Consider the following 26,408-nt stretch of genomic DNA (forward strand, 5'->3'; position numbering starts at 1 on the left):
TTATTTAAAAAAACTTACCAATCAAATATGTTCTCCGTGCAGTATTTTGATTTTAGTTTGATGAACGAATTAAGCTGCAAGAAAAGCCACTGATGAAAGTGGCTTTTCTTATCGTTATATTTTAAAAGTGATGAAATGAGCCAAATAGATGATCGGTTAGGCTTGTTAATGGTGATGAAACCGAAATGAGATCGGTAATGCTACCACCATCTGGATGAGGTTCTCCAGCTGCGATTCCAGAAGTACTAGAAGAAACTGTGCCCGTGATGATATTCAAAATGCTATCGATACTATTACCGCCATTGTCATTATTCACATGAACAAGGTTGGTTAGTCCTTCAAATACATTCCCACTACTGAAGATATTACTCATATTCTCTTGTAATAAATCGAGTGTTAGGTTGCCACTTCCAACAACAATTTGGATAGGTTGAGCAACGCCAGAAATCACGTCACTGCCACCAATACCACCAGTAATACCGCTGAGAATGTCTGTTATTGAGCCAAGAGGACCACCGTCACCGCCGCCACCAGTAAGACCACCGATAATGCCTGTTACTGCGCCAAGAGGCCCGCCGTCACCACCGCCGATACCGCCAGTAAGACCATCAATAATACCTGTGACTGCGCCCAGAGGACCGCCGTCACCACCAGTAAGACCACCGATGATTCCAGTGACTGCACCGAGAGGACCACCGTCACCACCGCCGATACCGCCAGTAAGACCACCGATGATTCCAGTGACTGCGCCCAGAGGACCACCGTCACCACCACCGATGCCATCAGTAAGACCACCAATAATGCCTGTTACTGCACCTAGAGGACCACCGTCACCACTGCCGATACTGCCAGTGATACCACCGATGATGCCTGTAACAGCACCAAGAGGACCGCCGTCACCACCGCCAATGCCGCCAGTAATGCCACCGATGATTCCAGTGACTGCACCCAGAGGACCGCCTTCACCGCCACCGATACCGCCAGTAATGCCACCGATGATTCCAGTGACTGCTCCAAGAGGGCCACCGTCACCACCACCGATACCGCCAGTAATGCCACCGATGATTCCAGTGACTGCACCCAGAGGACCACCGTCACCACCACCGATACCGCCTGTGATACCGCCAATAATGTCAGTGACCGCGCCAAGAGGACCGCCGTCACCACCGCCGATGCCACCAGTAAGACCACCGATGATTCCAGTGACTGCGCCAAGAGGACCGCCGTCACCACCGCCGATGCCGCCTGTGATACCGCCAATAATGTCAGTGACCGCGCCAAGAGGGCCGCCGTCACCACCGCCGATACCACCAGTAAGACCACCAATAATACCTGTGACTGCGCCAAGAGGACCACCGTCACCACCACCGATGCCATCAGTAAGACCACCAATAATGCCTGTTACAGCACCAAGAGGTCCGCCATCACCGCCGCCGATACCGCCAGTAAGACCACCGATAATGCCTGTTACAGCACCGAGAGGTCCGCCGTCACCACCGCCGATACCGCCAGTAAGACCACCGATAATGCCTGTTACAGCACCGAGAGGTCCGCCATCACCGCCACCGATACCACCAGTAAGACCACCGATGATTCCAGTGACTGCGCCCAGAGGACCACCGTCACCACCGCCGATGCCGCCAGTAATACCACCGATAATGCCTGTTACTGCACCAAGAGGGCCGCCGTCACCACCACCGATACCACCAGTAAGACCACCGATGATTCCAGTGACTGCGCCAAGAGGACCGCCGTCACCACCAATCACTCCACCAATTGTTCCAGTAATGATGTCGAGAGGATTGCCACCTTCACCACCGATTACACCGCCAACTAGACCAGTCACCAGATCAAGGGGACTGCCACCCTCACCACTGAGGACACCACCAACAATACCCGTGACAACATCAATAGGGTTGTAGTCGCCACTAATAATGCCTTCTACGCTAGCGGTTACACCGCCGACTGCACCTGTGACAGTACCTAAGACACCCGTGCTGTCAGCATCACCAGTCACAACCGTGACGAGATTGGTTACAGGAGTAACTAGATCACCGTGAGAGATGCTATTTAGATCGAGTACAGAGATTGCATTGCCTGAGAAATTGATTGGAATGGTAATTGGAGTCACGACGTTGGTACCATCTCCAACGCCATTGCCGATACCATAGTTATGGTCGCCATTGCCTGCACCAATACCATTACCGATACCACCAGATCCATTGCCAATCGAACCATTATTTTCGGTGTCATTGTCCTGGAAGTTATTATGTGTAGTCGTTGTAGCATTATTGGTTGAAGTTGACGTTGCAGTACCAAATAAGGAAATGGCATTGCCAGAGAAGTTAACGGGGATTGCAATTGGTGCGACAAAGTTTGCGTCATCCGCAATACCATTGCCGATACCATAGTTATGTTCACCATTGCCTGATGCGATACCATTACCGATACCACCGCCAGAACCGACACCTGTACCGCTGCCGTTACTATTGTTGGTTGTATCATTGTCTTGGAAATTGTTATTGGTTGTCGTAGATGAATTATTGGTTGAATTTGCTGTCGCATTTCCAAAGATGGAGAAGGCATTACCTGATGCATTCACAGGCGTTGTGATCGGGATAATGATACTTGCGTCATCTGCAATACCATTGCCGATGCCGTAGTTGTGTTCACCATTACCTGAAGCGATACCATTACCAATACCGCCACCTAAGCCATCTGCACCGTTACCGCCGCTATTGCTGTTATTGGTTGTATCGTTGTCTTGAACATTGTTGTTGGTCGTGGTTGAAGAGTTATTTTGTGAATTTGAAGTTGCATCACCAAAGATTGAGAAGGCATTCCCTGATGCATTTAATGGTGTGGTAATTGGGATTACGATACTCGAATCATCTGCAATACCATTGCCAATACCGTAGTTATGCTCACCATTACCTGCGGCAATACCGTTCAGAATACCTCCAAGATCACTACCAGAACCGCTTGCTACGCCACCGTTATTGCTATTGTTGATCGTATCGTTGTCTTGGAAATTGTTATTGGCTGTTGTAGAGGAGTTGTTAATTGAGTTTGATGTTGCATTACCAAAAATAGAGCCTGCATTACCAGAGAAATTAACAGGGCTTGTGATTGGAGCGACGACATTGGCATCACTGCCGATGCCATTACCAATACCAAAATTATGGTCTCCATTGCCAGAGCCAATACCATTGCCTATACCACCGCCAACGCCATTACCAGTAGTACCACCTACAACTGTGCCGTTATTACTATTGTTGGTTGTGTCATTATCTTGCAAGTTATTGGTTGTTGTGGTTGAGCCGTTATTGACAGATGTATTGGTTGTATCACCAAAGAAGGTCCACGAGTTACCTAAACCGTTGACTGGCGCGGTAACAGGCATGGTTACACTTGCGTCATCGCCATTACCATTGCCAATACCGTAGTTATGTTCACCATTCCCTGCACCAATGCCATTGCCTATACCACCGCCAACACCATTACCTGTGGCTGTTCCAGTACCACCATTATTACTGTTGTTGGTGGTGTCGTTATCTAGCACAGTATTGGTTGTTGTGGTTGCTGCATTATTGTGGGACGCATTATTTGCATCACCAACAAAAGAAAACTCATTCCCTAAACCATTGATCGGGGTGGTGACAGGTGTAACAACATCAACGTCATCACCATTGCCATTGCCAATACCATAGTTTTGTTCGCCATTACCTGCACCAACGCCACTAAGCAGTCCGCCTACACCGTTACCAGTACCACTACCAGCACCTGTACCATTGTTGCTATGGTTGATGTTGTCATTGTCTGAGACGATGTTGGTTGTATTGGTTGTTGCTGTATTGGTTGAGGTATTACCGAGATCATTCGGATCACAGTCATTATCCAGTCCAGAGATGTTGTTACCCATGAAATTGATTGGCGTTGTGACTGGAGATGTCCAATCGGCATCGTCGCCATTGCCATTGCCAATACCGTAATTATGCTCACCATTACCAGCACTTACACCATTGAGTAAGCCATCAGCACCATTGCCTGTTGTTCCTGTGACACCAGTGCCATTGTTACTATTGTTGGTTGTATCATTGTCTTGTACATAGTTGAGTGTGTTGGTAGAACCATTATTGACAGAACTAACATCGCCACCGCCGATAACACCCGCTGAATTACCTAAGACATGAATAGGTGTTGTCCATGGGGCAGTAATATCTACATCATCACCGTTACCATTGCCAATACCATAGTTTTGTTCGCCATTGCCTGCTGCCGGACCATTACCTAAACCACCAAGGCCATTGCCTGCATTTGTGCCAACGCCATTATTACTATTGTTGGTTGTATCGTTGTCATAAACAATATTCGATGTATTGGTTGGCGCTGTATTGACGGAGTCTACATCACCACCAACGCCTGCAACTGAGTTACCTAGAACTTGGACTGGTGTCGTAATGGGGGTCGTGACGCTGGCATCATCACCATTGCCGTTACCGATACCATAGTTGTGTTCATCATTGCCTGCGGAAACACCATTTAATAGGCCGCCTGTACTGCCATTGCCTGTTGCACCAACACCACTGTTGCTGTTGTTGATGGTGTCGTTATCTTCGATCACAGTAGAGGCATTGGTTGGAGCAGTATTCACCGAATTAACATCACCACCGCCAATTGCTGAAACTGAGTTACCTAGACCTTGGAAAGGTGAGGTCACGGGGATGGTGACACTTGCATCATCGCCATTACCATTGCCGATACCATAGTTTTGTTCACCATTGCCTTCGGCTGGACCGTTGGCTATACCGCCAAAACCATTGCCAGCCACACCAGTGGCATGATTGCTATTGTTGGTTGTGTCATTGTCTTGAATATGTGTGGTCGATGTCGTTGCTGCAGTGTTGACAGAATTAACATCACCGCCACCAATACCAGTCACTGAGTTACCTACAGCTTGTACAGGTGTGGTCCATGGTGTGGTGATATCTGCATCGTCACCATTGCCATTGCCAATACCGAAGTTATTTTCATCATTACCTCCGGATACACCGTTGAGTAAACCACCCTCATTACCATTAGTCGCTGATCCAACCCCATTGTTGCTGTTGTTGGTTGTATCATTGTCTTGAATCGCTGTGCTTGAGTTGGTTGAAACATTGTTTACGGAATCGACATCGTTTGTGCCTATGCCTGAAACTGAATTGCCAATTGTTTGGAATGGTGCAGTGACGGGTGCAGTAAAGCTGGCATCGTCACCGTTGCCATTGCCGATCCCATAGTTCTGTTCACCATTACCAGCTGCTGGACCATTGGCTAAACCGCCAGAACCATTGCCAAGGACGCCAGTTGCATTATTACTATTGTTGGTTGTGTCATTGTCTTGAATATTGGTGGTTGAAGTTGTGGTTGATGTATTGACCGAATCTACATCACCACCACCAATTCCTGCAATTGAGTTGCCAACTGCTTGTACAGGTGTGGTCCATGGTGTGGTGATATCAACATCTTCACCATTACCATTACCAATACCGTAGTTATGTTCACCATTGCCAGCAGATACGCCATTTAATAAGCCACCATTGCTGCCATTTCCAGCTGCACCCACACCGTTATTACTGTTGTTAGTGGTGTCATTATCTTGAATCGTTGTCGCTGAACTTGTTGATGTATTGTTGGCAGAATCTACATCACCACCGCCAATCCCTGCGACTGAATTACCAATGGTTTGGACTGGCACAGTGATTGGTGTTGTGACGCTGGCATCATCACCGTTACCATTGCCGATCCCATAGTTTTGTTGCCCGTTGCCTGCCGCTGGGCCGTTACCCAATCCACCAAGACCATTGCCGGTACCCGTTAGGCCTGTACCATTATTGCTATTATTTATGGTGTCATTGTCGTGGACTGTACTGGAGGTACTGGTTGTTGATGTATTGACCGAATTGATATCGCCACCACCAATGCCTGCAACAGAATTACCCACTGCTTGAACAGGTGTGGTCCAAGGTACGGTCACACTTGCATCATCACCGTTACCATTGCCAATACCATAGTTATGTTCACCATTCCCTGCACCAATGCCGTTAAGTAAACCAGCACCCACTCCATTGCCCGTACCAGCTACACCAACGCCATTATTGCTGTTGTTGGTTGTATCATTGTCATCAATGACACTGCTATTTGTGGTTGAAGTGCTATTAATTCCATTGATATTACCACCACCTATCGCTGCGGCTGAGTTGCCGATTGCTTGGAATGGTGTCGTAACAGGTGTGGTGATACCAGCATCGTCGCCATTACCATTGCCAATTCCATAATTTTGTTCGCCGTTACCAGCACCAATGCCATTTAATAGACCACCAGCGCTGCCGTTCCCAGCAGAACCTATGCCCGTATTACTATTGTTAGTCGTATCATTATCTTGAATTTGAGTTGAAGATGTTGTGGGTGATGTATTCACCGCGTTGATATCAGCACCGCCAACAGCAGCGATTGAATTACTGATTGCTTGGACTGGCGTGGTCCATGGCACTGTTACGCTGGCATCGTCAGCATTGCCATTTCCAACGCCATAATTATGTTCACCATTGCCTGCCGCGATACCATTTAATAAGCCACCAGCATTACCATTGCCAGCTTGAGTACCGGTATTACTATTATTAACAATATCGTTATCGTGGATTTGAGTTGTTGATGTTGTTGGCGTTGTATTGGCCGTTGTAAGAGGTGTTGTCGTGCCTAGCCATGAAAATGAATTACTGAAAGGCTGGAACGCTGCTGTGAAAGAGGGGGTAAAGCTAAAATCGTTTGCGTTACCTAATCCTGGACCGTAGTTGTGACTACCATTCCCTGCCGCTATGTCGTTGAGCAAACCGCCATGACTCGTATTCGTACCACTATTTGTATGAGTAAGAGTGCTGCTGTCTTCGATGACTGTATTTTTTACAGTGGGTACAGTATTAACCGAAGAGGAGGATCCTTGGCTATTGCTAGAAAGAGACAGAATCCCTTTAATGGGTGATAAAATATTTTTAAATAACATGTCGATATACCTATAATTATTGGAGTTTTATTTTATTAAGCTTTAATAATTATGTGACTCCTGTCTCATAATGTGTTTATTAGTATTTAATAGTTATCTAATTAAAGTCAATATTGTGCTTTGTATCATATTTTTAAGGGGGTATAAAAATAATAGAAAACAAAGAGATGTATTTTTTCAGCGAATTTATGACTAGTTCTTATTCGGAATGCTAATTCTTTATAGAAGTTATAAAGTCGATAGAAATATAAAATCATTAGAACCGATATATTTAAAGTTTAATCATTTACTTAGGTGTGATTGAATGTTTGAAATAATTGAATATCTGTGTCGGACATTGACTGGAGAGATGTCTATGCTCATTCAAACATTAATATGCTCGTTTTTTATTCCAATAGTCGCTGGATGCCGAATCTATAGCCAGTTGAATGCAATCTTGTGAAAAAAGGCTTATCATTTGGTGGAAAGTGCGTATAATGCGCTCCATCAAATATGCGCTCATAGCTCAGCTGGATAGAGCACTTGGCTACGAACTAAGGGGTCGGGAGTTCGAATCTCTCTGAGCGCACCAATTTGAATAAATAAACCGCTTAATTGCGGTTTTTTTGTGCCTCAAATTTTTGCTTTGATTTTTTGTACAAATACGGTATTACCGCCCACCGCAGGTAGTACGTCGTGATAAGGCAGACTGCGCATTGCTCTTAATAGAAAGGGAGCTTTTTCATCGATTTTCATTGCGCTGGTCATGGTCAATAAAGTCCCGTGGTTGAGTGAGTTCAGTTTCATTTTTCCTTTAATAAAACGTAGGTCACCGCCATTGGCATAAAAATTATTTTCATCTGCCTGCGGATAATTAAAACGTAATTTAAATGCGAACGGTATATTGATGACACCAAGGCCAACATTGACTTTAATATCTGCGTCCTGCTCTTGATTTTGAACAGGAGAGGCGATCACTTTTTTAATCTGTCGAGGAAATAACTCTTGGTAGGCCAATGGACTCAGCCATTTTTGTAAAGGTTGAGGAGATTGCTTATAGAACTGATACGTGGTGGTGAAGCGCATTGTTTCCCGACCATGGGTATACAGCATACTTGTTGGTGCATGAATAATACTGACAGGTTGCTGAGCCGTTTGAATTAGTTGTGTGATTTTATTGAGCTGTTCTGCATTGAATTGTGTCGCTGGAATTTGTCCTGGATTGAGTAGTATGGTTTCTTGTTTACTAAAACGGGTTCTTAATGCTTCTAATGTAAATGTATTGACGCTACTCGGAATACCGGGTTTTACGTCAGGGATGGCATTAAGAATTTGCTTAAAAATAAATCCTTTGGGCTGATTTAAGTCACCCCACTGAGTTAAGGTGATTAAAGTTCGGTTCTCGTCCAGAGCAAACCATTCAAATTTTCCGACTGCATAAGGAATAGGAGCGTCAATGACTAAATTGGCAATACTATTCGGCTTAATCTGGTGTTGTAGGGTGACATCTTCATTAAAGTTGAGCACAGGAATTGGGGTCGGAATCGAGACACGATATTTCATTTGAATCGTGTTGCCAGATTGTTCCACTATTTTCGCCGATTTAAGCGTTGGGAATAAACCGACATAGTGGCTGAAGTCGGTCAGTGTTTTTGCCACTTGCTGTGTATTAACGGGAACAATGATCGATGCTGAAGTAAAACCAACACTAGGCTGAGGATTACTTTTCAGTGTGGGTAATGCTGTTTTTGTTGCAGGATGGCCATAAATAAAAATATTGTTTTGGGTGTAACTGGCTAAAAGTTGTGGACTATTTTGAAAGGGGTGTAGGGCACTTGGAATATTGTCTGTCCAAGGTAAGATTTGTGCCATACAGGATTGGGACATTCCAAGTAAGAGACCACAATATAGCAGCACATTAGTATTAGCCATCACGTTTACATTCCTTGTTTTTGCGTATGTCTATAGATTGGATCATCTATTTTGAAGAATTCACCTTAATAAATTTTTAGGTTAAAAAGTAGTCGTATTGCGTATATCTCTTATCCATAATTCATTGAAATGGCCTAAAAGACTGATGTTCAGGATAAAATATACTGATGAGAAAGATTTAAAATGGCATGAAATGGTGAAAATAATTGTAGATCTAGTCTGGTCAGTATTTCTCTAACAAGCGACTTGATCTAAAACCTGAATTAAAAAGAATAGAAAAAATCACATTTAAATTTTGCATTAAATCACGATAAATGTGATTTCCCATTGGATCATTTATGTTCTAATAAGCCAGTTTTTTCAAATGTTAGAAATCTAAAATGTCTGAACAACGTCCAAGTGTGTCGGTGCGCTATTATCTAAACTTAGAAGAATCACAAGATGGTTTTGCTTTGGTCACTTTTGGAAAAAAGACCTTTAGTCGTTTTTTAACCCCTGTGATTAGTATTGCGATTATTTTGTGGGGCATCTATTTAGGTTTTTCTGGTGTTGGGCGTTATTACGTTGCTCTTGGTGCTTTTTTTCTGATTATGCAGGGTGTCATGCGATATTGGTTATTACCTATGCTGTTCAAACGCCAATTTGTTCGCTATCAATTTGGTAAAAGTGAGCAAGGGATCGATTTGTACCAAGATCATTTTGAGCTTTATGCAGCAGGTAAAAAACAAACAGCGCAATATGCAGAGGTTCAATCGTTTGCGATTGGCAAGTTGACCTATATGTTGGAGCTGAAAAGTCATACTGTAGTGATTGTGCCTAAACGTGCATTTAGCAATTCAGCAGATCAAACAAAATTTGAGAATAGTTTTAAAAAGTAAGTTTATCGACGGTTGAAAGAACAAGGAGTTTTCATGAGTACACGTCCTTCAAAAATTGTGTGTGTGGGTCGAAATTATGCTGAACATGCGAAAGAGTTGGGGAATGCCATTCCTGATCGCGCGTTGCTCTTTATCAAGCCGCCAAGCAGTATCGGTTCTTTAGAACAAGGCGTAAGCTGGAATCAAGCATTAGGTGAGTGTCACTATGAGTGCGAAATTTGCTTGCAAATAGCACATCCTTTATCGCAAGAAACCGATCCAGCCAAAGCCTTAGAAGCAATCGGTGCGGTGACTTTGGGCTTAGATTTGACCCTACGTGATTTGCAGGGTGATTTAAAATCTAAAGGCGAGCCGTGGGAACGTGCCAAAGCTTTTGATGGTGCATGTATTCTCGCAGACTGGATTGAAGCAGATGAAATTGGTGACTTACAAGAGTTAGAGCTAATTTTGAATATTAATGGTGTAGACCGTCAGCACGGTTTTACCAAAGATATGATTTTCGATATTGGGACTTTACTGGTTGAGATTAACAAATCTTTTAGTCTTGAAGTCGGTGATGTCATTATGACAGGTACGCCTGCTGGTGTTGGAGCATTACGTGCCAATGACCAATTGACCATGAAATTGATTACTCAGTCTGGCGAATACGACTGGAATACGTTTGTAAAAGCATAAATTGAAATACGATGGCGCTGGTTTTGTAATCAGCGCCTTTTTTTTATAGCTCAACACATGTGTTTTTGTTCAACCTTAAATACAAACTCAGTCAAAGCTTAACTGCCTTGATACAGTTTTCGGAATTGGTCAGGGGTACAGTGCATCCAACGTTTAAACATATAAATAAAAGCCGATGAACTGGCATAACCTAAGTCCAAAGCAATATTCTCAATGGTTTTACCCTGATTCAACATCGACATCGCTTTCATCACTTTTAAACGTTGCCGCCATTCATGCAACGACATGCCTAATTCTTTCTGGCTATAACGGGCAAGGGTACGCTCAGTCATATTAATCATTTGTGCAAGCTGTTCCAAGGTACTGTTATCCGCAGGAAATTCATGCAAATGGGTTAATATTTTAGCCAGTGCAGGATGCTGTGTTGTAGGCAAATAACTGCCGACAAGTTCAGCATGGGTCAGTGAGTCGAGTAAGACTTGAAGCAAGCGTAAATACTCTGGATCTTGTTCAGAAAAGGGATGCTTGCGGATATGTTCGAGCAGTGCAGAAACTAAGGGTGCAGATAATAAGATACCCGCCTGTTGAGGCATGTTTTGACAGAGTGATTCATGCACGTACAAGGTGCAATGCGTGACCTCGTTACGATTGATACCGCTATGTTGTAAATGCGGTGGTAGCCAAATCCCATAAGGTGGCGGGGTTAAATAATGAATTTGCTCAATATTGACCTCTAAAACACCGTCAAAAGCATAGATAAACTCTCCCCAAGCGTGCGCGTGCTGTGGGTAGAAAGTCTCTGCAGGTGCATCCCGAATCTGAAGCCATAAAGGTGCAGGAATATCGTTGTAGGTTGGGATTGGCTGAAAATCTTGAATCCGTTGTGCTGATTTTTTCATAACATGAGAATTGCCTGAAAACACGCATCTATTGTCGTATTTTCACTATATCATGAAAATACGACAGTCTTATATTGGTGCTCAAACCATAAAATCAGGAGCGCGCAATGGATGAGCGTAAAGCATTAGATGCAACGGCATCGGGTCTGATGATCGTACTGTGTATGATCTGGGGACTGCAACAAGTCATTTTAAAAATGGCAGCTCCTGATATTTCACCCTTAATGCAAATCGCGCTGCGTTCGGGCCTTGCAGCACTGCTGCTTTTACCTTTACTTTACCTCGATAAAAGCAGTCAGCTTTTTAATCGCCAGAATTTAAAAGCGGGTGCGCTGGTTGCCTTTTTATTTTCTTTAGAATTCTTTTTATTGGCACAAGCCTTACAGCTAACCTCAGCTTCACATGCGGTGGTACTCCTATATACCGCGCCGATTTTTGTGGCCTTGGGCTTGCATTGGAAACTTCCTTCAGAGCGTCTCAGTCTGTTGCAATGGACAGGCATTGGGATTGCCTTTCTAGGGATTGTGGTGACGTTCTTACGTACTAATTCAGGCGGGTCAATTGCGGATCGGCAGATGTTATGGGGTGACTTACTGGCTTTGGCAGGCAGTATTGCTTGGGCGGCAACCACGATTACCGTACGTTTATCCTCACTGGCGCAAGCTGCAGTAACACAAACCTTGTTTTATCAATTGGCAGGTAGTTTTGTGCTGTTGTTTGGCGCGGCTCTGGTTCTGGGGCAGGCCACGATTCATTTCACCCCGTTGGTGATGGGCAGTTTAGCTTTTCATACCTTGGTGGTTTCTTTCGCTAGTTTCTTGGCGTGGTTCTGGTTGCTACGAAATTATTTAGCTTCCCGCCTCGGCGTTTTTTCCTTCCTGACCCCCTTATTTGGGATGGCTTTTGGTGTGTGGTTATTGGGCGAAAAAATTGAAATGAATTTTGTGATTGGTTCTGCACTAGTCTTGCTTGGCATTGTGGTGGTGAGTTTACAGGGCTGGTTAAGGAAATAAAAAAGACCTCGCAAGAGGTCTTTTAGTTACTTCTGTTCAAACAGAGTGGAAAGTGGAATAGATAGCTTGGCTGCTAAATAATCATTACTTTCAACCAATGAAGGACCGAGCCGTTCCATCCATTCATCATCCTGATGGATATGCTCAACATCGGGACGTAACGGTAGTGGATAAGGCAGGGCGGTGAAGAAGCTCCAGAAATCCACCTGAGCCAGATTACGGACCAAGACATATTCGTCTTTATCTGTTCGCATAATCAGGTTTTGGGCTTCGAGTTCTAAGATAAAAGACGGTAAGCGACCAAGTTCACCCCGACCAATAATATTTAACAGCTCTTTTTCGCTGACACTTTGGCCGATTTGCTGTTTTTTATAAAATAACTCCAAAATATCCAGCATCATTAAAATTGGATGACGTTTTTGTTCTTTACCTGAATGGAAGGCGGTGAGCGCATAACTGATCTCGACACCTAATAGAATTATGTTCCAAGACAAATAAATCCATAGCAGGAAAATCGGTACCGCTGCAAAGGCACCATACACGATTTCATAGCTGGTGAAGTTACTCATCACCCAACCAAAAAAGCGTTTTAGAACCTCAAAGACGGTCGCACTAAAGCACGCTGCGATGAAGGCAGAAAAAACAGGAACAGTTCGATTAGGAATGGTCCAATATAAAATGAAGAAACCGACAATCGTTAAAACAAAAGAAATGAGCCATAACAGAAATGAGCCATCGAGTTGATAGCCTGCAAAATTATTACTCAGGATATTCATTGAAGCCACTGTCGATGACAGTACAAAGGCACTGCCTAAAACAATCGGTCCTAATGAAATAATGGTCCAGTAACGCATAAAACCGACTAAGCCAGTTCGAGTTTCCTTGACTCGCCAAATTCGGTTAAATACATTTTCAATCGAGGTGAGCATCAGTACGGTGGTGACAAACAGGAACAGCACACCAATAATGGTTAGGTTACTAGATTTTTCGGTAAAGGCATTTAAAGCTTTGTCAAAAGCAATAGTGCTTTTCGGTAGAAAGTTGCTATAGATCAGTTGTTGTAACTGCTGTCTGGCAGGCTCGAGTGCTTTAATCGAAGAGATAATCACTAAAAAAACAGTCAACATCGGCACTACTGCAAACAGCGTGGTGTAGGTGAGTCCACCTGCTTGTTCCCGACAGCGATCCGCTTCAAAACGTCGTAACACAAACACAATAAATTGAAACCATGTTTCCTCTAAAAAAGGCAGTTTTTTTAGATAACGATTTAAGATCATGGGTTCTATCCTAGTTATTTTTAATAAAAATCCGGTGTAATCACAGGATTTACTACAGCTCAAAATATAAAAAATGTCGTATAGTGTTCTTTTTAACAAAATTCTTGAAAGTGATGCAACCTTACGTTCTTGTTCTTTATTACAGTAAATACGGTTCAACCAAGCAAATGGCGCATCTAATTGCCGATGGAATTGAAGCCGCTGGCGTGACTGCTCGTATCCGAACAGTGCCGAATTTAGCTCCTGTTGTGACTCAAGCGGAAGCCAGTATTCCTGAAGATGGCGATATTTATTGTAGTTTAGATGATCTAACGCATTGTGCTGGTTTGGCCTTAGGTTCGCCAACACGGTTTGGCAATATGGCCAGTGAGATGAAGTACTTTTGGGACCAAACCACCAGCTTATGGCTGAACGGTGCGTTGCATAATAAACCAGCTTGTGTGTTTACGTCTTCTGGCTCGATGCATGGTGGGCAGGAAAGTACGTTGCTAACGATGTTACCGCCGTTGTTTCATCATGGCATGATGATTATGGGAATACCAAACTCGATTCCTGCCTTGTCCAATACCAAAACTGGAGGGACACCGTATGGTGCCAGTCATGTTAGCGGGCCACGTCATGATCAGAGCTTAAGTCAAGATGAGAAAATCTTGTGTGAAGCGCAAGGCAAGCGCTTAGGTGAAATGGTGAAAGCGTTGGTTGGAAAATTTTAACTCAGCGAAAGTCGATATTTCCGCCCAGTTGCGACCAATTTCCAGAAAGTAAGATTGTCAGTTGGGAAGGGAATTGGAGCTAAGGCAGGATTCTGTAGCTGTATTTTTTCTGCACTTTGCTGGTCTGAGATTAAACTTGCATAGAGATAATCCAGTAGATCAACTTCGCTAAACACCTGTTTATAAGCATCTTGTAATTCGGTATTTTGATTGGCGAAACACACCCGATGCGACTCATTTTCGCTGATATAACTGAGTCCAAGTGATTTTTCGATTTGGCTGACAAGCTGCTGATTGAACTGTAGGGGAGAGAGGCTAAGAACCAGCTCATGCACTTTAAAGTGGGCGAGATGCTGACGTTGTAGCTGCATCGACTCTCTCCTAAATGGAATAGAATCAATATACGCTGTTTCTGAAAGATTGATAAATGGCTTAAATCGTCGGCCTAAAAAAGGGAGCATTCGCTCCCATTTTTATTATTTCTTTAACTGCCAGTCATAAATATTTTTACGGTAAGCGTACCAGATCATCCATAGACCAATAATAATCATTGGGAAGCTGAGAATCTGACCTTTGGTCATCCAGCCAAATAAAATGTAGCCTTGGTCTGCATCGGGTTCGCGGAAGAACTCCATAAAGAAGCGTGCAATACCATAGCCGACAAGGAATAGAGCTGAAACTGCCATACGCGGACGAGGTTTAGAGCTAAACCACCACAATACGATAAAGAGGATCAAACCTTCACATAGGGCTTGATAGATTTGCGAAGGATGGCGCACTAAACCAAGTGGATCTGTTGGGAAAATCATCCCGAATGGATAGCTCGGATCTTGTACAGGGCGGCCATATAGCTCACCACCAATAAAGTTACCAAAGCGACCGAACATCAAGCCTGTTGGTACACAGGGCGCAATAAAGTCCAAGGTCTGGAACCATGTTTTTTGGTATTTTTTACACCAAAACAGCATCGCAATCATCACACCGAGGAAGCCGCCGTGAAAGCTCATGCCACCTGTCCAGACTTGGAATAACCACAGTGGATTTTCTAAAAATTTACCAAATTCGTAGAACAACACATAGCCAACACGTCCACCGAGCACAACACCCAATGCTCCGTAGAAAACCAAGTCTGACACCATGTCGCCTGTCCAGCCATCACGTTGTTTAGCGCGATAAGAAGCTAAACCCCAGGCACATAGAAACGCCAAGAGATACATGAGCCCGTACCAGTGCACTTTGACAGGTCCTAAGCTCAGCGCAACTGGATCAATATTTGGATAGGTCAGCATTGCTGTTCCTCAATTTTATATTTTGAGCAGATTGTAGCGGAATGATGTGAAAAATGTTGTACATTCAATGTGAAAGATCAATGTTCAAAACATGTGAGAAAAATAATCTATGTGTATTGTCGCTTTTGCATGGCAAGTGCTAGATGAGATGCCTTTGTGCCTCATTTCAAATCGTGATGAGTTTTATCATCGTCCAAGCTCACCCTTACATCTGTGGGAGCAGAGCACCATTGTGGCAGGGCAGGACTTGCAGTCTGGTGGGACATGGATGGGCGTGACTGACTCGGGGCGTTGGGCAATTGTTACCAATTTTCGTAATGGTCGTGATCAAAAAAGTTATACGACTTCTCGCGGGCATTTGATCCAATCCTTTTTAGAAAGTGATTTAGCGCCCATCCGTTTTGCGCAACAGCTAGAACGTCAACAACAGGACTATGCTGGTTTTAATCTGTTTGTTGGAGATACAGAACAAGCAGTTTATATGAGTAACCGAGGTGAAGCCCCACAGGTCCTCTCCAATGGTGTTTATGTGGTTTCCAATGGGTTAATGTCAGAGGACTGGGAGAAAACCAAACATTTGCGTAAACGCTTTACCCAAGAATTTTTACCGATGATGCAACAAACACAAATTGCTGAATCAGTAATCGATGCCGCTGCTTGGGATATTTTGGAAGATGAGCGCAAAGTGATTGCTGATCTGTTACCCGATACGGGAATTAATCCAGACATGGAAGCACTACTGTCCTCAACCTTTATTCAAAGCCCAATTTATGGGACAAGATGTTCTAATTTTTTAAGATTGACGACCACAGGATGGCAATGGTTGGAGAAATCTCAACAGGGAGAGCAGCAGGGACAGGTGATTGATCTGCACATCGATTTGAATCTTTAGGTTGATATGTTATAACATAATTTATATATAAAACAACAAGATGAAATAATACTGTCATCAAGGTGACATAAAAGGGTCACCCAGCATTGTTATGGTCTATGCAACGAAATTACGTCCAAACAATAAATCTGGGGATATTTTATGTTCTTATCAAAGATGAGCTTTTCCAAAAAGCTATTGGCGGTCAGTTTGATGGTGATCTTATCGGGTGGTATGACAGCCTGTAACGATAATGATAATGATGAAAAAGTAGAAGTACCAAAAACACCAACTGCAAAAAATGTAATTTTCTTTTTAGGCGATGGTATGGGGATTACCACCTTAACCGCATCGCGTATTTATTCTGTTGGTGAAGATGGTGATTTGACCATTGATACGCTGCCTGAAACCGCATTTGTTCGTACCTTTTCAGAAGATGGTCAGGTGACAGACAGTGCGCCTTCTATGGCCGCCTATATGACGGGCGTGAAAATGAACAATGAAGTCATTTCTATGCAGACAGGTACCATTGCATCCCCGCCTAAAGCGGATGGGACCAGTACTTGTGACGATGTTGCAGCGAATAAAGGCAAGAAACCAGCAGAAACATTACTTGAGCTTGCTAAAGCACAAGGCATGGGTACAGGGCTTGTTACCACAACCCGTATTACCCATGCTACACCAGCAACCACTTATGCGCATGTATGTCATCGTGATGCTGAAAATGACATAGCCGCGCAGCTTGTTCCTGCAGGTAAAGGTACAGGATGGGGCGCATATAACACTAAATTAAACGATGGTGTGGATGTAGTCTTGGGCGGTGGCTTACGCCAGTTTAAACCAACAACTGTGTCAGGCGGTAAGCGTGCCGATGGTCGTGATTTGGTCAAAGAAATGCAAGATCAAGGCTATAGCTTTGTAGCGAATGGTAGTGACTTGACCAAAATTGATCCAACCAAGACTAAAAAATTATTGGGCTTATTCAATGCCAGCCATATGAACTATGACCTAGATCGGACCAATAAGAAAATCGATGAGCCAAGCCTTGCCGATATGACCACCAAGGCGATTGATGTCCTTCAAGCGAAAAACAAAAGCTTCTTCTTGATGGTTGAGGGTGGACGTATTGACCATGCACTGCATGACACCAATGCGAAACGTGCCTTACAAGACACGGTTGCTTTTGACAACGCGATTAAAGCAGCGATTGATAAAGTCAAAAAAACAGATCCTGAGTTAAAGAATACACTGATCGTGGTGACTGCTGACCATGACCACACTATGGTCTTGAATGGTTATGCAAAACGTACGGGTAAATATGTGAAAGGTGGTGAGACCAGTGTCTTGGGTCTAGTGAAAAACTATAACAAAGCTGGCTATGCGACTGATGAAAACGGAACACCATATCCAATTATTGGTTTTGGCACAGGTAAAAAGCGTTTAGACAATGATCGTATCGAAGCACGTGGTGATTTAAAGGATAACGATAGCTGTAATCCAGTCAAAGTCGCTGCAGGTAAATATACTGATAGCCGTGGAACCGATATTGATAAAGAAGGTTGGTGTACTGGTACAGCGGCAGATGATTTCCAACAAGAAGCAGTGGTACAAACCGGTTTTGCGGATAGCGAAACACATGGCGGTACTGATGTGTTCCTTGGAGCAATCGGGGTCGGCTCAGATAACTTCCATGGCAGTCTCGAAAATATCGAAGTATTTAACTTAGTTCGTAAAGCCATTGGCCTAGATAAATAACAACAGACTGGAGAACGATGATGTTAAAACAATTTAAATTAGGTCAGTTTGGTATGAAAGCATCTGCTTTAACTGTTGCATTAGTCGCGGCAAGTACGGGTGTACAGGCTGAGGGTGAAGCCAAAAATATCATTTTCTTTTTGGGCGATGGTATGGGACCAACCACAGTGACCGCAAGCCGTATTTATGGTTATGGTGAATCTGGTAAATTAACCATGGACACCTTGCGTCGCACTGTACGCATCAAGACCTACTCAGAAGATGGACAAACCACGGATAGTGCGCCTTCTATGGCAGCCTATATGACGGGGAAGAAAACCCGTAATGAAGTGATTGGGATGACACCGGGAACGATTGCGGTTGAACCAAGTGCAGGTACTGCATTAGGTGAAAAAATTGCCGTATCCAATGCCATCAATAATTGCCCAACACCTGGTTCGAGTGTTGCAGCAGGCAGCCCTGCTGTAACGATTCTGGAACTCGCTAAAGCTAATGGTAAAAAGGTTGGAGCGATTACCACCACAGAATTGACTCATGCAACGCCAGCTGCGACATTCTCTCATGTGTGTAATCGTAATGCACAATTTGAGATCGCACGACAGCTTGTTCCGGGTGGTGAGGGTTATAACACCAAGTTAGTCGATGGTGTGGATGTATTAATGGGTGGCGGACGTAATCATTTCACGCCTTTTGATGCAGCCAATAATACTAGCGGGCGTATTGATAAACGTAATTTGCTCAATGAATTAAAGGCCAAAAATTATACTGTGGGTGAAACTAAAGCGGATATGGTCGCGGCCCCATTGAATAAAAAGTATATTGGTCTTTATTCAGCAACATCACATCTTGCCTATGATCTAGATCGTGTGAAAACTGCACCAAACCAGCCAAGTCTAGCTGAAATGACAGCAAAATCGATTGATTTACTACAGGCACAAGATACAGCGGGCAAAGGCTTTTTCTTGATGGTTGAGGGTGGTCGTATTGACCATGCTTTACATGGAACCAATGCCAAACGTGCACTACACGACACCATTGCATTTGATAATGCGATCAAGACGGCCTTGGATAAGATCAAGAAAACGGATCCTGAGTTAAAGAATACCTTGATCGTGGTGACTGCGGACCATGACCATACTATGACCTTTAACGGTTATACTGCGCGTACAGGAAAAACAACTGAGACCAACCCAGGTATATTAGGTTTAAGTTATAGCTATCAAGAAGCCAAAGCGACAGATACGCGTACGCGTGTGTTGGCCGATGGCAAGAAGCATGCACCGAATCTTGATGCAAAGGGTAAAACATCGACAACCTTAGTTTTTGGTAATGGTGGTGGACCACGTCCAACATCGCGTATCGATATTACTGACAATGAAGCCGCTGCAGATGATTACTTGCAACAAGTCGGCGTAAAATTCAGTAAAGTTGGCTCTGAAACGCATGGCGGTGGAGATGTCTTACTATTTGCTGAGGGTGCAGGTTCACAGGTGTTTAAAGGCACCCGAGACAATACTTGGGTGTTTAGTAAATTGAAAGAAGCATTTGGGTTTAAATAAACGCTTTATTCAATATTTTCATCATATTGCAAAAAACCTCAGTCACTATGACTGAGGTTTTTTTTATGCAGGAAATAACATGCGTCTAGTGATGAGTTCGGTATTGCTCAGTTTGGGAATGACATCTTTGCATGCTGCACCGTTATTGAGTGCCAGTATTATCCGTGAGTCTCAAAATATCGGTAATGATGGTGTGACCCGTACCAGCGTGTTTCAGGAACGTATGTATCGTGATCCTCAGAATATCTGGATTGAGCGTGTGTTACCTAAACATCATCAGCATGGTCATGAAAAAGGTGGGCATAAACATCTAGATTTAGCCGAAGCGGCTCAGCATTATTTTATTGATCAGAAAAAACAGCCAAAACTCAATTTGGTGCTGATGGAAGATAAAACTGTTGTACATTTACAAGATCCGGATGTGGATATGTTGGGTTTAAGCAATTGTTGGCCATGTGTCTATTCGTTACTTGATCCTAAAACCTTAAAAGGGATGAAGATTATTAAAAAGGATACCAATAACACTTGGTATGAAACTCAAAATAAGAAGAATAAGATTCGTGTGGAATGGGATAACCGTAACAATATTGCGAAACGCGTTGAAGTGCGTAGTCTCGATGGTTTGCGTTATGACATCATGAAAGCCAATATTCAACAGATCAATATTGCAGAACCTTGGAAGAAATATAGCAAATTCAGCAGTAAAGATTATTCAGACTTTGGTGATTAATTGAATAAAGTTGGATTGTTTGAATCGGGCTCCTTTTTTAAAGGGGCTTTTTTATCATAAAAATAGATTGGCTGGGCGAATACTCCCATTTGAATCCCTGAATAGAATGAGTCTGCTTTTTTATTATTTTATATACGTATGAGCACTAGCTGAATGATTGATTTAGATAGAAAAATGCCGACATGATGTCGGCATTTACTTTTAAGGTGAACGCTGAAATTACGCTTTTTTCACAACAGATGGAGCAATTGGGTCAGCAGTGATATAGCCAACTGCGGCAGCGAATTTGTTGCTGTAGTTTTTATTAATGGCATCATCAAGCTGAGCAAGTAGGGCTGTGCTTAGGCCACTACGAGTACCATCTGCGTTGTCTTTGTAGAAGCGATACCACTCATCACCAGGATGCTGGAAGTTGCTCATGATATAGGTCCAGCCATTCACTTCATCAACAGCATGTAAACCTGTTGATTCTGCACCTGCTGGTGTCGATAAAATACGGATTAACTGTTTAGTATCAACGTTATATGCCCATAAGAAATTATTTAAATGGTTACCTGAATCTTCACCAATGAACAAGGTACGTAACTTCTCAGAGAACTTCAAGTTATCTGGGCTTGCAATTTGTTCTGGATCAGCGGTATTACCTAAGCTATCAAAGCTAATATCTTTACCTTTAAGCAATAGGTTTGATTCGCTTGGCACCCATTCACTATTAATTGCAGTGTTAGCACTGTCTTTTTGTCCACCCGTTAATTTGTGTTCTAAGATACCGCCAGCAGTTAATTTCGGGAACTTTACATTGTGCTCAGCCAAGTAACCGCTACCACCTTCAACCATTGAGTCTACAATATTCGCTAATGCTGAATATGCACGCTTGTCAGCGATATTGACGGTCGTACCTTCATTTTTGGTTAATGCCATTGATGCGCCAACATAAGCTGCATAACGGTGAGTTTCGAGGAAAGCTGCTGCTAATTTGGTTTTATCGCTATTGTCTTTTAACTTCAAGTAAACGCCTGTTTTACTCAAATAAGTAAATTTAAAACCTTGTGCTTCTAAAGTTAACTTTTGTTCTGCTTGCTGAGGTTTTATACGCGCTTTTGCAGCATCAGCCAATAGTTTTTGTTCCGCTGTTGGGCTAGTTGCATCGATTGCTTGTTTCTCTTCAGGAGTTGCATCACTTGGATATTTTGCAATTTGTAATACTGACTCAAAAATATCTGTCCCTTTGATACCACTCTTAATGAGATTTTCAATCTCAGTACTGGTTGCATGACCAAGTCTAATCCAAGAAATTTTACCAATTGTTAAGTCGGTTAATGGGGTCGTATATTTTGCAACATACAAGGTACCTGCAGATAAGTCTTTTTCTTTATCTGCAACGAACATGAATAAACCGCCATTGGTATAGTCATCACCCATTAATACTGTGCGATTATCTGGGAATACCTGTACTAGTTCATGTGAAATACGACCTAAACAATAATGCTTTTTCACAGTACCTGTACCATCAGCTTTGACAATAATTTCAGGCAAATGGCCATAGTTATATGGATTTGCTGTCGCTTCATTACCATAGATGTTTTTACTAAAAGCTTTCAATGTTGATAATGACTGACCAAGTTTTTGGTCAAAAGCATCTGGTTCATACTCTTCACTTGAAAGGTGAGTTCCCCATGGCGAAAGACTTGCGCCACATGTGATCCAAAGACCATGTGCGCTAGATGTATCAACATTATGGTATTTAATCAGCGATAAATGACCAGTTTTTGGGTCTTGATCTAAAGTTAATACTGCGATTGGAGAAGATAGTTTGCCGTAAGTATCTCCACCATTTTGGTCTTTTGAAAGATACTCAAATTGAACCACATGAAAAACAGGATTACCTGTTACACCTAACGCTTTTTTATCTGTATCAGTAAAGTCTTTACCTGTTGCTTCTTTAAAACTAATTAACGAACTACCATCTGGGCAGTCAGAGAAGTATTGACGTTCTTTGCCTTTGACTGACTTATCAATAATCGGCTGATTATTGATATCAAAGTAACCACCAGCAATGATTTGACCACCTTTGCCATCTGGCACTTTCGTGCCTGTTAAGAAAAATGGTTTATAAGCGAGTTGATAGTCTGTTTTGCTGCCGTTATCCCAGTTAATAGAAAGTCTTGATGAACAGGCAGTTGTTGCCATTGCCGCTACAGTTGCTGGTGCTGGCATACCTGTAAAGGTTGCATTTTTAAAGTTAATCGGTTTTGGTGTTGGTGTAACGATGCTGTCGTTATCATTGTCATCATTACAGCCCGCTAAAACTGCTGCTGTGCTCATTGCCCCGAGTGGTAAAAACGGAACACCCGCGAACCATTTTAAAATATCACGACGACTTGGCTGATTGGTATTGGCTGTCATAGTAAATCCGTATCTGTAATATATGGTAAATAAATCCTGATCGATTCTATGAAGCGGAGATGACAGTTTTCTGACAGTTTGAAGGCAGTTTAAAGACAATTTTGATTTTATAACTAATTAATAAATATAGGGTTGTAATAAAAAACCCCGATCAATTTCGGGGATTTATCAACTATTTAAGTTAAGTAGATGCTTTTCTTTTTTCTAGTATTTTTCCAAACAATAAACCCAATTCAAATAGCATCCACATCGGAACTGCCAACATGATCATGGATAAGGCATCGGGTGGCGTCACAAACATCGCTACAAAAAAACACCCCACCACGATAAAGCGACGCTTGTTGATCAATGTTTGGGTGCTGACCACGCCAATTAAAATCAAAACTAAAGTAATAATTGGAATTTCAAAGGTAAAACCAAACACCAAGAAAAGTTTTAGACAGAAGCTTAAATAACTGTTGATGTCTGTCATTGGTGCAACCGTTTCAGGTGAAACGCTGATAAAGAAATGCAAAATCGCAGGCAAGGTAATGAAATAAGCAAAAGCTACGCCTAAATAAAACAGCACAATACTGCCTAATAAGAGGGGGATGGCCAAATGGCGTTCTTTTTCATACAGTGCTGGTTTGATAAATGACCAGATCTGATAAATGATATATGGCATTGCCAACATAAACGCGACAAATAAATTTAGCTTAAACGGTGCCATGAATGTTGCAGTGACATCGGTTGCAATCATGGTTGAGGTTGTAGGTAGCTGTTGTCTTAATGGTTCAGAGAGCCATTGATAAGTAGTGTTTCTAAAGGGTAATAAGCAGAAGAAAAGAAAAATCGTTACCCCAACAATCTTAAATAAATATTGGCGCAGCACAATCAAATGCTGCATCACAGGCATTTGTTGTAAGGATTCCTCAGTACTGACTGAAGTCGATGGTAATTGGCTCATACGGCAATCTTTAATTCTGTATCAAACTGTTGAGTTGATAGGTTTGGCTCAACGTTGAAAGGTAACTGCTTTTGATATTCAAGACTGAAAGGAATGATCGCTTGCTGAGAAAAAAAGTTATAAGTGATTGGAGCTTTGCTCTCAGATTGTTCTGCTTCAACTTCAGAAGGCGTTTGTGTATTTTTAAGCGCGTCTAGCTGTTGTTGCATCCTGCGTTCAAGTTCAGTGATTTTATCAATTTCTTTTTGCATTTCTTCGCGGAACTCAGAAAGGCGTAATTCTCGATCAATTTCGTTCTGAATGTTGTTGATAAACTTTTTAATTTTTCCATACCATTTCGCTACGAACCGTGCAGCTTCTGGCAATTTATCAGGACCGAGTACCAACAATGCAATCACAGCAAAGCAAAAGATTTCGGTCATTCCCAAATTCAGCATAATCGTGCTCGCTTAGCTTTTTACTGAGCTTTCAGTATTTTTAACTTGAGCATCAATGGTGCGAGGTTCATTTAAAGGTGCTGCTGTTTCTTCTTCTTTCATCGATTTTTTGAAGTCTTTGACTGCACCGCCGACATCTTTACCTAAGTTTTTAAGTTTAGATGTACCAAAAAGTAGAATCACCACAATTGCAAAAATCAGTACATGCCAAATTGATAAACCAGCCATCATTCTATTCCTATAAAACTTTGGATATATCTCAACAGCTTGGCATGACAAAGATGTGACACTTATATTGCAGTTTTAAGACAGTGCATTTACCCAACGGTAAATAGTGCTAGCATAAGCAGCATATCAAGACATGATAATAATAGATCGACATGACCTTTATTCTCCCCACCAGTGCCTTTATTTTCGGGCTGTTGCTTGCTCAATTCAAAGTCGCGGAACAGGCGAAGAAAATCTTATCTTCCTTATTGGCACGCTTATTTATTCCTGTGGTGATCATCTACAACATGGTGTTTTATCAGGCGGGTAGTTTTGCACTGATGGGATTTAGTTTCATTACATCGATTCTTCTATTTTATTGTTTTTTCCACTTTTCAAAGGATCGCTTACAAGCGCTTTGTATGAGTTATAGCAATATTGGTTGGTTAGGTTTTCCATTTGCCATCGCCTTATTTGGGGAGCAGGTCAGTGGTGCCATGATCGCACTGTATATTGGGGGTTCACTGTTTGGCAATATTTGGGCTGTTGCTGCGGTTTCAGAAGGGCCGACTAATTACGTTGCAACACTGCATAAAGTTCTTAAGTCACCACCAGTCTTGGCATTGTTTGTTGCACTGATTTTATGGCTATTCGGCATGCATCGTTTGCAAGGCAATTTTATTCTAGAGGGGCTGTATGATATTGCCAAATTTGGGATGAGCTTTGCGGGGATGTGTATTTTAGGGATGTGGCTGAGACATACTCGGGTACATTTTGTTGATTTGTGGCTGAGTGCACGAACCTTAATGTTCAAGCTCTTGTGTGGTGTGGTGATCTGTACGTTGACTTATTATTTTTTTGCGATTCCGCAAATTGAATCATTGCTTCCTGTGCTGTTTTTCTTATTTTGTTTGCCACCTGCCGCCAATATTGTTGCTTTGGAAACACATTATCAAGGTACGGGTGTTTCAGCCCGCTATATTGCTGCGGGAACTATCGTGAGCTGTTTGGTGATTGTGATCTATGGTTTAGTGCTGCATATAAAAAATGCCCTCATCTAGGAGGGCATTTTTAAGTTTTAAACCAAACTGGCTTTAAACAGCTGCATTGCTTGACCGCGATGGCTAATTTTATTTTTATCAGCTTTGCTCAGTTCAGCACTCGAAACATTGAGTTCAGGCAGCCAGAATAAAGGGTCATAACCGAAACCATTTTCACCACGAGCAGCTTCTAAAATCTCACCTTTCCAGATACCTTGGAAAATTTGTGGCAGTGGATCTTCTGCATGCGTGACCAGTGCCAATACGCAGACAAACATCCCTTCAATGGCTTCACCTTCTTTACGCAAAGGTGCAAGATCAGCCAACAATTTCTGATTGTTGGCAGCATCATTACCATGCTCGCCAGCATAACGCGCTGAGTAGATGCCAGGCGCACCACCTAAAATAGGTACACAAAGTCCAGAGTCATCTGCTAGCGCAGGTTTACCTGAAAGCTTAGAGGCATGGCGTGCTTTGATAATGGCATTTTCAACAAAGCTGAGACCGTCTTCAATCGCATCTTCAATATCGAGTTTGCCTTGAGGAATGATCTCGACAGGAAGATTAAGTTGTTGAAACAGATGTTCAAATTCGACTACTTTGCCTTTGTTATTACTTGCAAGCACAAGGCTGCCTTGGTTGAGCCATGATTGGGTAGACATATCAGTTTTCAGATCAATAAAATTAAAGAGGATTTTAGGCAAATTTTATGAAAATAGATACTTTATACATACAGGTATGTCTATTTTAGGGAATT

At 42.7% G+C, this 26,408-nt stretch carries 20 protein-coding genes and 1 tRNA gene; 10 read left to right on the forward strand and 11 right to left on the reverse strand.

All coding sequences use genetic code 11. From position 1 onward, the window contains the following. Positions 1 to 121: 121 nt before the first annotated feature. Positions 122 to 7,045, reverse strand: coding sequence for a beta strand repeat-containing protein (locus F3J02_RS09495; protein WP_416224644.1), 6,924 nt, complete (start codon positions 7,043 to 7,045; stop codon positions 122 to 124). 494 nt (positions 7,046 to 7,539) lie between these two features. Between F3J02_RS09495 and F3J02_RS09500 the strand changes: the two genes are divergently transcribed. Next, positions 7,540 to 7,616: transfer RNA gene (locus F3J02_RS09500), tRNA-Arg, on the forward strand. 41 nt (positions 7,617 to 7,657) lie between these two features. Here F3J02_RS09500 and F3J02_RS09505 read toward each other — a convergent pair. After that, positions 7,658 to 8,956, reverse strand: a complete 1,299-nt coding sequence (locus tag F3J02_RS09505; protein ID WP_167248718.1) for an SRPBCC family protein — start codon at positions 8,954 to 8,956, stop codon at positions 7,658 to 7,660. A 380-nt stretch (positions 8,957 to 9,336) separates the two neighbouring features. Here F3J02_RS09505 and F3J02_RS09510 point away from each other — a divergent pair, with 380 nt between their 5' ends. After that, the gene (locus tag F3J02_RS09510; protein WP_167248719.1) at positions 9,337 to 9,834 is read left to right on the forward strand and encodes a YcxB family protein; all 498 of its coding nucleotides are present in this window, start codon (positions 9,337 to 9,339) and stop codon (positions 9,832 to 9,834) included. A 33-nt stretch (positions 9,835 to 9,867) separates the two neighbouring features. Beyond that, positions 9,868 to 10,509, forward strand: coding sequence for a fumarylacetoacetate hydrolase family protein (locus F3J02_RS09515; RefSeq protein WP_167248720.1), 642 nt, complete (start codon positions 9,868 to 9,870; stop codon positions 10,507 to 10,509). Between the two features lie 98 nt (positions 10,510 to 10,607). On the opposite strand, the gene F3J02_RS09520 is transcribed toward F3J02_RS09515, so the two are convergent. Next, positions 10,608 to 11,408 (reverse strand): AraC family transcriptional regulator, encoded by an 801-nt coding sequence (locus F3J02_RS09520; RefSeq protein ID WP_167248721.1) that lies wholly within the window; start codon positions 11,406 to 11,408, stop codon positions 10,608 to 10,610. 107 nt (positions 11,409 to 11,515) lie between these two features. On the opposite strand from F3J02_RS09520, the gene F3J02_RS09525 reads away from it, so the two are divergent. Continuing rightward, positions 11,516 to 12,421, forward strand: a complete 906-nt coding sequence (locus tag F3J02_RS09525; RefSeq protein ID WP_167248722.1) for a DMT family transporter — start codon at positions 11,516 to 11,518, stop codon at positions 12,419 to 12,421. 26 nt (positions 12,422 to 12,447) lie between these two features. Here F3J02_RS09525 and F3J02_RS09530 read toward each other — a convergent pair whose 3' ends face one another. After that, the gene (locus F3J02_RS09530; RefSeq protein ID WP_167248723.1) at positions 12,448 to 13,698 is read right to left on the reverse strand and encodes a YihY family inner membrane protein; all 1,251 of its coding nucleotides are present in this window, start codon (positions 13,696 to 13,698) and stop codon (positions 12,448 to 12,450) included. A gap of 113 nt (positions 13,699 to 13,811) precedes the next feature. Between F3J02_RS09530 and wrbA the strand changes: the two genes are divergently transcribed. Beyond that, on the forward strand, positions 13,812 to 14,411 hold the full coding sequence (wrbA, locus tag F3J02_RS09535; protein ID WP_171526068.1) for an NAD(P)H:quinone oxidoreductase: 600 nt from the start codon (positions 13,812 to 13,814) through the stop codon (positions 14,409 to 14,411). Here wrbA and F3J02_RS09540 read toward each other — a convergent pair. Beyond that, complete coding sequence (locus tag F3J02_RS09540) at positions 14,408 to 14,782, reverse strand: hypothetical protein (RefSeq protein ID WP_167248725.1); 375 nt, start codon at positions 14,780 to 14,782, stop codon at positions 14,408 to 14,410. The two genes, wrbA and F3J02_RS09540, sit on opposite strands and share 4 nt — an antisense overlap. Positions 14,783 to 14,887: 105 nt before the next feature. After that, on the reverse strand, positions 14,888 to 15,700 hold the full coding sequence (gene lgt / locus F3J02_RS09545) for a prolipoprotein diacylglyceryl transferase (RefSeq protein WP_004657788.1): 813 nt from the start codon (positions 15,698 to 15,700) through the stop codon (positions 14,888 to 14,890). Between the two features lie 109 nt (positions 15,701 to 15,809). Between lgt and F3J02_RS09550 the strand changes: the two genes are divergently transcribed. From F3J02_RS09550 to F3J02_RS09565, 4 genes are all read left to right on the forward strand, one after another. Then, positions 15,810 to 16,592, forward strand: a complete 783-nt coding sequence (locus F3J02_RS09550; RefSeq protein WP_167248726.1) for an NRDE family protein — start codon at positions 15,810 to 15,812, stop codon at positions 16,590 to 16,592. 141 nt (positions 16,593 to 16,733) lie between these two features. After that, positions 16,734 to 18,326 (forward strand): alkaline phosphatase, encoded by a 1,593-nt coding sequence (locus tag F3J02_RS09555; protein WP_167248727.1) that lies wholly within the window; start codon positions 16,734 to 16,736, stop codon positions 18,324 to 18,326. A gap of 20 nt (positions 18,327 to 18,346) precedes the next feature. After that, the gene (locus F3J02_RS09560; RefSeq protein WP_167248844.1) at positions 18,347 to 19,885 is read left to right on the forward strand and encodes an alkaline phosphatase; all 1,539 of its coding nucleotides are present in this window, start codon (positions 18,347 to 18,349) and stop codon (positions 19,883 to 19,885) included. Between the two features lie 79 nt (positions 19,886 to 19,964). Beyond that, positions 19,965 to 20,615 carry a hypothetical protein gene (locus F3J02_RS09565; RefSeq protein WP_167248728.1) on the forward strand — a complete coding sequence of 217 codons (651 nt, stop codon included), beginning with the start codon at positions 19,965 to 19,967 and terminating at the stop codon, positions 20,613 to 20,615. Between the two features lie 219 nt (positions 20,616 to 20,834). On the opposite strand, the gene F3J02_RS09570 is transcribed toward F3J02_RS09565, so the two are convergent. The 4 genes from F3J02_RS09570 to tatA form a co-directional block, all read right to left on the reverse strand. Continuing rightward, positions 20,835 to 23,021, reverse strand: coding sequence for a PhoX family protein (locus tag F3J02_RS09570; protein WP_167248729.1), 2,187 nt, complete (start codon positions 23,019 to 23,021; stop codon positions 20,835 to 20,837). 181 nt (positions 23,022 to 23,202) lie between these two features. Continuing rightward, positions 23,203 to 23,967 carry a twin-arginine translocase subunit TatC gene (tatC, locus tag F3J02_RS09575; RefSeq protein WP_167248730.1) on the reverse strand — a complete coding sequence of 255 codons (765 nt, stop codon included), beginning with the start codon at positions 23,965 to 23,967 and terminating at the stop codon, positions 23,203 to 23,205. Further along, on the reverse strand, positions 23,964 to 24,404 hold the full coding sequence (gene tatB / locus F3J02_RS09580) for a Sec-independent protein translocase protein TatB (RefSeq protein ID WP_167248731.1): 441 nt from the start codon (positions 24,402 to 24,404) through the stop codon (positions 23,964 to 23,966). The genes tatC and tatB overlap by 4 nt, the downstream gene beginning before the upstream one ends. 12 nt (positions 24,405 to 24,416) lie before the next feature. After that, the gene (gene tatA / locus F3J02_RS09585) at positions 24,417 to 24,632 is read right to left on the reverse strand and encodes a Sec-independent protein translocase subunit TatA (RefSeq protein ID WP_167248732.1); all 216 of its coding nucleotides are present in this window, start codon (positions 24,630 to 24,632) and stop codon (positions 24,417 to 24,419) included. Positions 24,633 to 24,784: 152 nt separating this feature from the next. Between tatA and F3J02_RS09590 the strand changes: the two genes are divergently transcribed. Beyond that, positions 24,785 to 25,672 (forward strand): permease, encoded by an 888-nt coding sequence (locus tag F3J02_RS09590; protein ID WP_167248733.1) that lies wholly within the window; start codon positions 24,785 to 24,787, stop codon positions 25,670 to 25,672. A gap of 17 nt (positions 25,673 to 25,689) precedes the next feature. On the opposite strand, the gene rdgB is transcribed toward F3J02_RS09590, so the two are convergent. Further along, positions 25,690 to 26,313: an RdgB/HAM1 family non-canonical purine NTP pyrophosphatase gene (rdgB, locus tag F3J02_RS09595; protein WP_167248734.1), complete on the reverse strand. Its 624-nt coding sequence runs from the start codon at positions 26,311 to 26,313 to the stop codon at positions 25,690 to 25,692. Between the last annotated feature and the right edge of the window lie 95 nt (positions 26,314 to 26,408).

The organism is Acinetobacter sp. Tr-809 (assembly GCF_011753255.1).
Taxonomy (GTDB): domain Bacteria; phylum Pseudomonadota; class Gammaproteobacteria; order Pseudomonadales; family Moraxellaceae; genus Acinetobacter.

Bases quoted from the DNA above. Each gene is read 5' to 3' on its own strand.
- F3J02_RS09495 (WP_416224644.1), bottom strand. From the start codon at position 7,045: ATGTTATTTAAAAATATTTTATCACCCATTAAAGGGATTCTGTCTCTT.
- F3J02_RS09505 (WP_167248718.1), bottom strand. From the start codon at position 8,956: ATGGCTAATACTAATGTGCTGCTATATTGTGGTCTCTTACTTGGAATG.
- F3J02_RS09510 (WP_167248719.1), top strand. From the start codon at position 9,337: ATGTCTGAACAACGTCCAAGTGTGTCGGTGCGCTATTATCTAAACTTA.
- F3J02_RS09515 (WP_167248720.1), top strand. From the start codon at position 9,868: ATGAGTACACGTCCTTCAAAAATTGTGTGTGTGGGTCGAAATTATGCT.
- F3J02_RS09520 (WP_167248721.1), bottom strand. From the start codon at position 11,408: ATGAAAAAATCAGCACAACGGATTCAAGATTTTCAGCCAATCCCAACC.
- F3J02_RS09525 (WP_167248722.1), top strand. From the start codon at position 11,516: ATGGATGAGCGTAAAGCATTAGATGCAACGGCATCGGGTCTGATGATC.
- F3J02_RS09530 (WP_167248723.1), bottom strand. From the start codon at position 13,698: ATGATCTTAAATCGTTATCTAAAAAAACTGCCTTTTTTAGAGGAAACA.
- wrbA (WP_171526068.1), top strand. From the start codon at position 13,812: ATGCAACCTTACGTTCTTGTTCTTTATTACAGTAAATACGGTTCAACC.
- F3J02_RS09540 (WP_167248725.1), bottom strand. From the start codon at position 14,782: ATGCAGCTACAACGTCAGCATCTCGCCCACTTTAAAGTGCATGAGCTG.
- lgt (WP_004657788.1), bottom strand. From the start codon at position 15,700: ATGCTGACCTATCCAAATATTGATCCAGTTGCGCTGAGCTTAGGACCT.
- F3J02_RS09550 (WP_167248726.1), top strand. From the start codon at position 15,810: ATGTGTATTGTCGCTTTTGCATGGCAAGTGCTAGATGAGATGCCTTTG.
- F3J02_RS09555 (WP_167248727.1), top strand. From the start codon at position 16,734: ATGTTCTTATCAAAGATGAGCTTTTCCAAAAAGCTATTGGCGGTCAGT.
- F3J02_RS09560 (WP_167248844.1), top strand. From the start codon at position 18,347: ATGTTAAAACAATTTAAATTAGGTCAGTTTGGTATGAAAGCATCTGCT.
- F3J02_RS09565 (WP_167248728.1), top strand. From the start codon at position 19,965: ATGCGTCTAGTGATGAGTTCGGTATTGCTCAGTTTGGGAATGACATCT.
- F3J02_RS09570 (WP_167248729.1), bottom strand. From the start codon at position 23,021: ATGACAGCCAATACCAATCAGCCAAGTCGTCGTGATATTTTAAAATGG.
- tatC (WP_167248730.1), bottom strand. From the start codon at position 23,967: ATGAGCCAATTACCATCGACTTCAGTCAGTACTGAGGAATCCTTACAA.
- tatB (WP_167248731.1), bottom strand. From the start codon at position 24,404: ATGCTGAATTTGGGAATGACCGAAATCTTTTGCTTTGCTGTGATTGCA.
- tatA (WP_167248732.1), bottom strand. From the start codon at position 24,632: ATGGCTGGTTTATCAATTTGGCATGTACTGATTTTTGCAATTGTGGTG.
- F3J02_RS09590 (WP_167248733.1), top strand. From the start codon at position 24,785: ATGACCTTTATTCTCCCCACCAGTGCCTTTATTTTCGGGCTGTTGCTT.
- rdgB (WP_167248734.1), bottom strand. From the start codon at position 26,313: ATGTCTACCCAATCATGGCTCAACCAAGGCAGCCTTGTGCTTGCAAGT.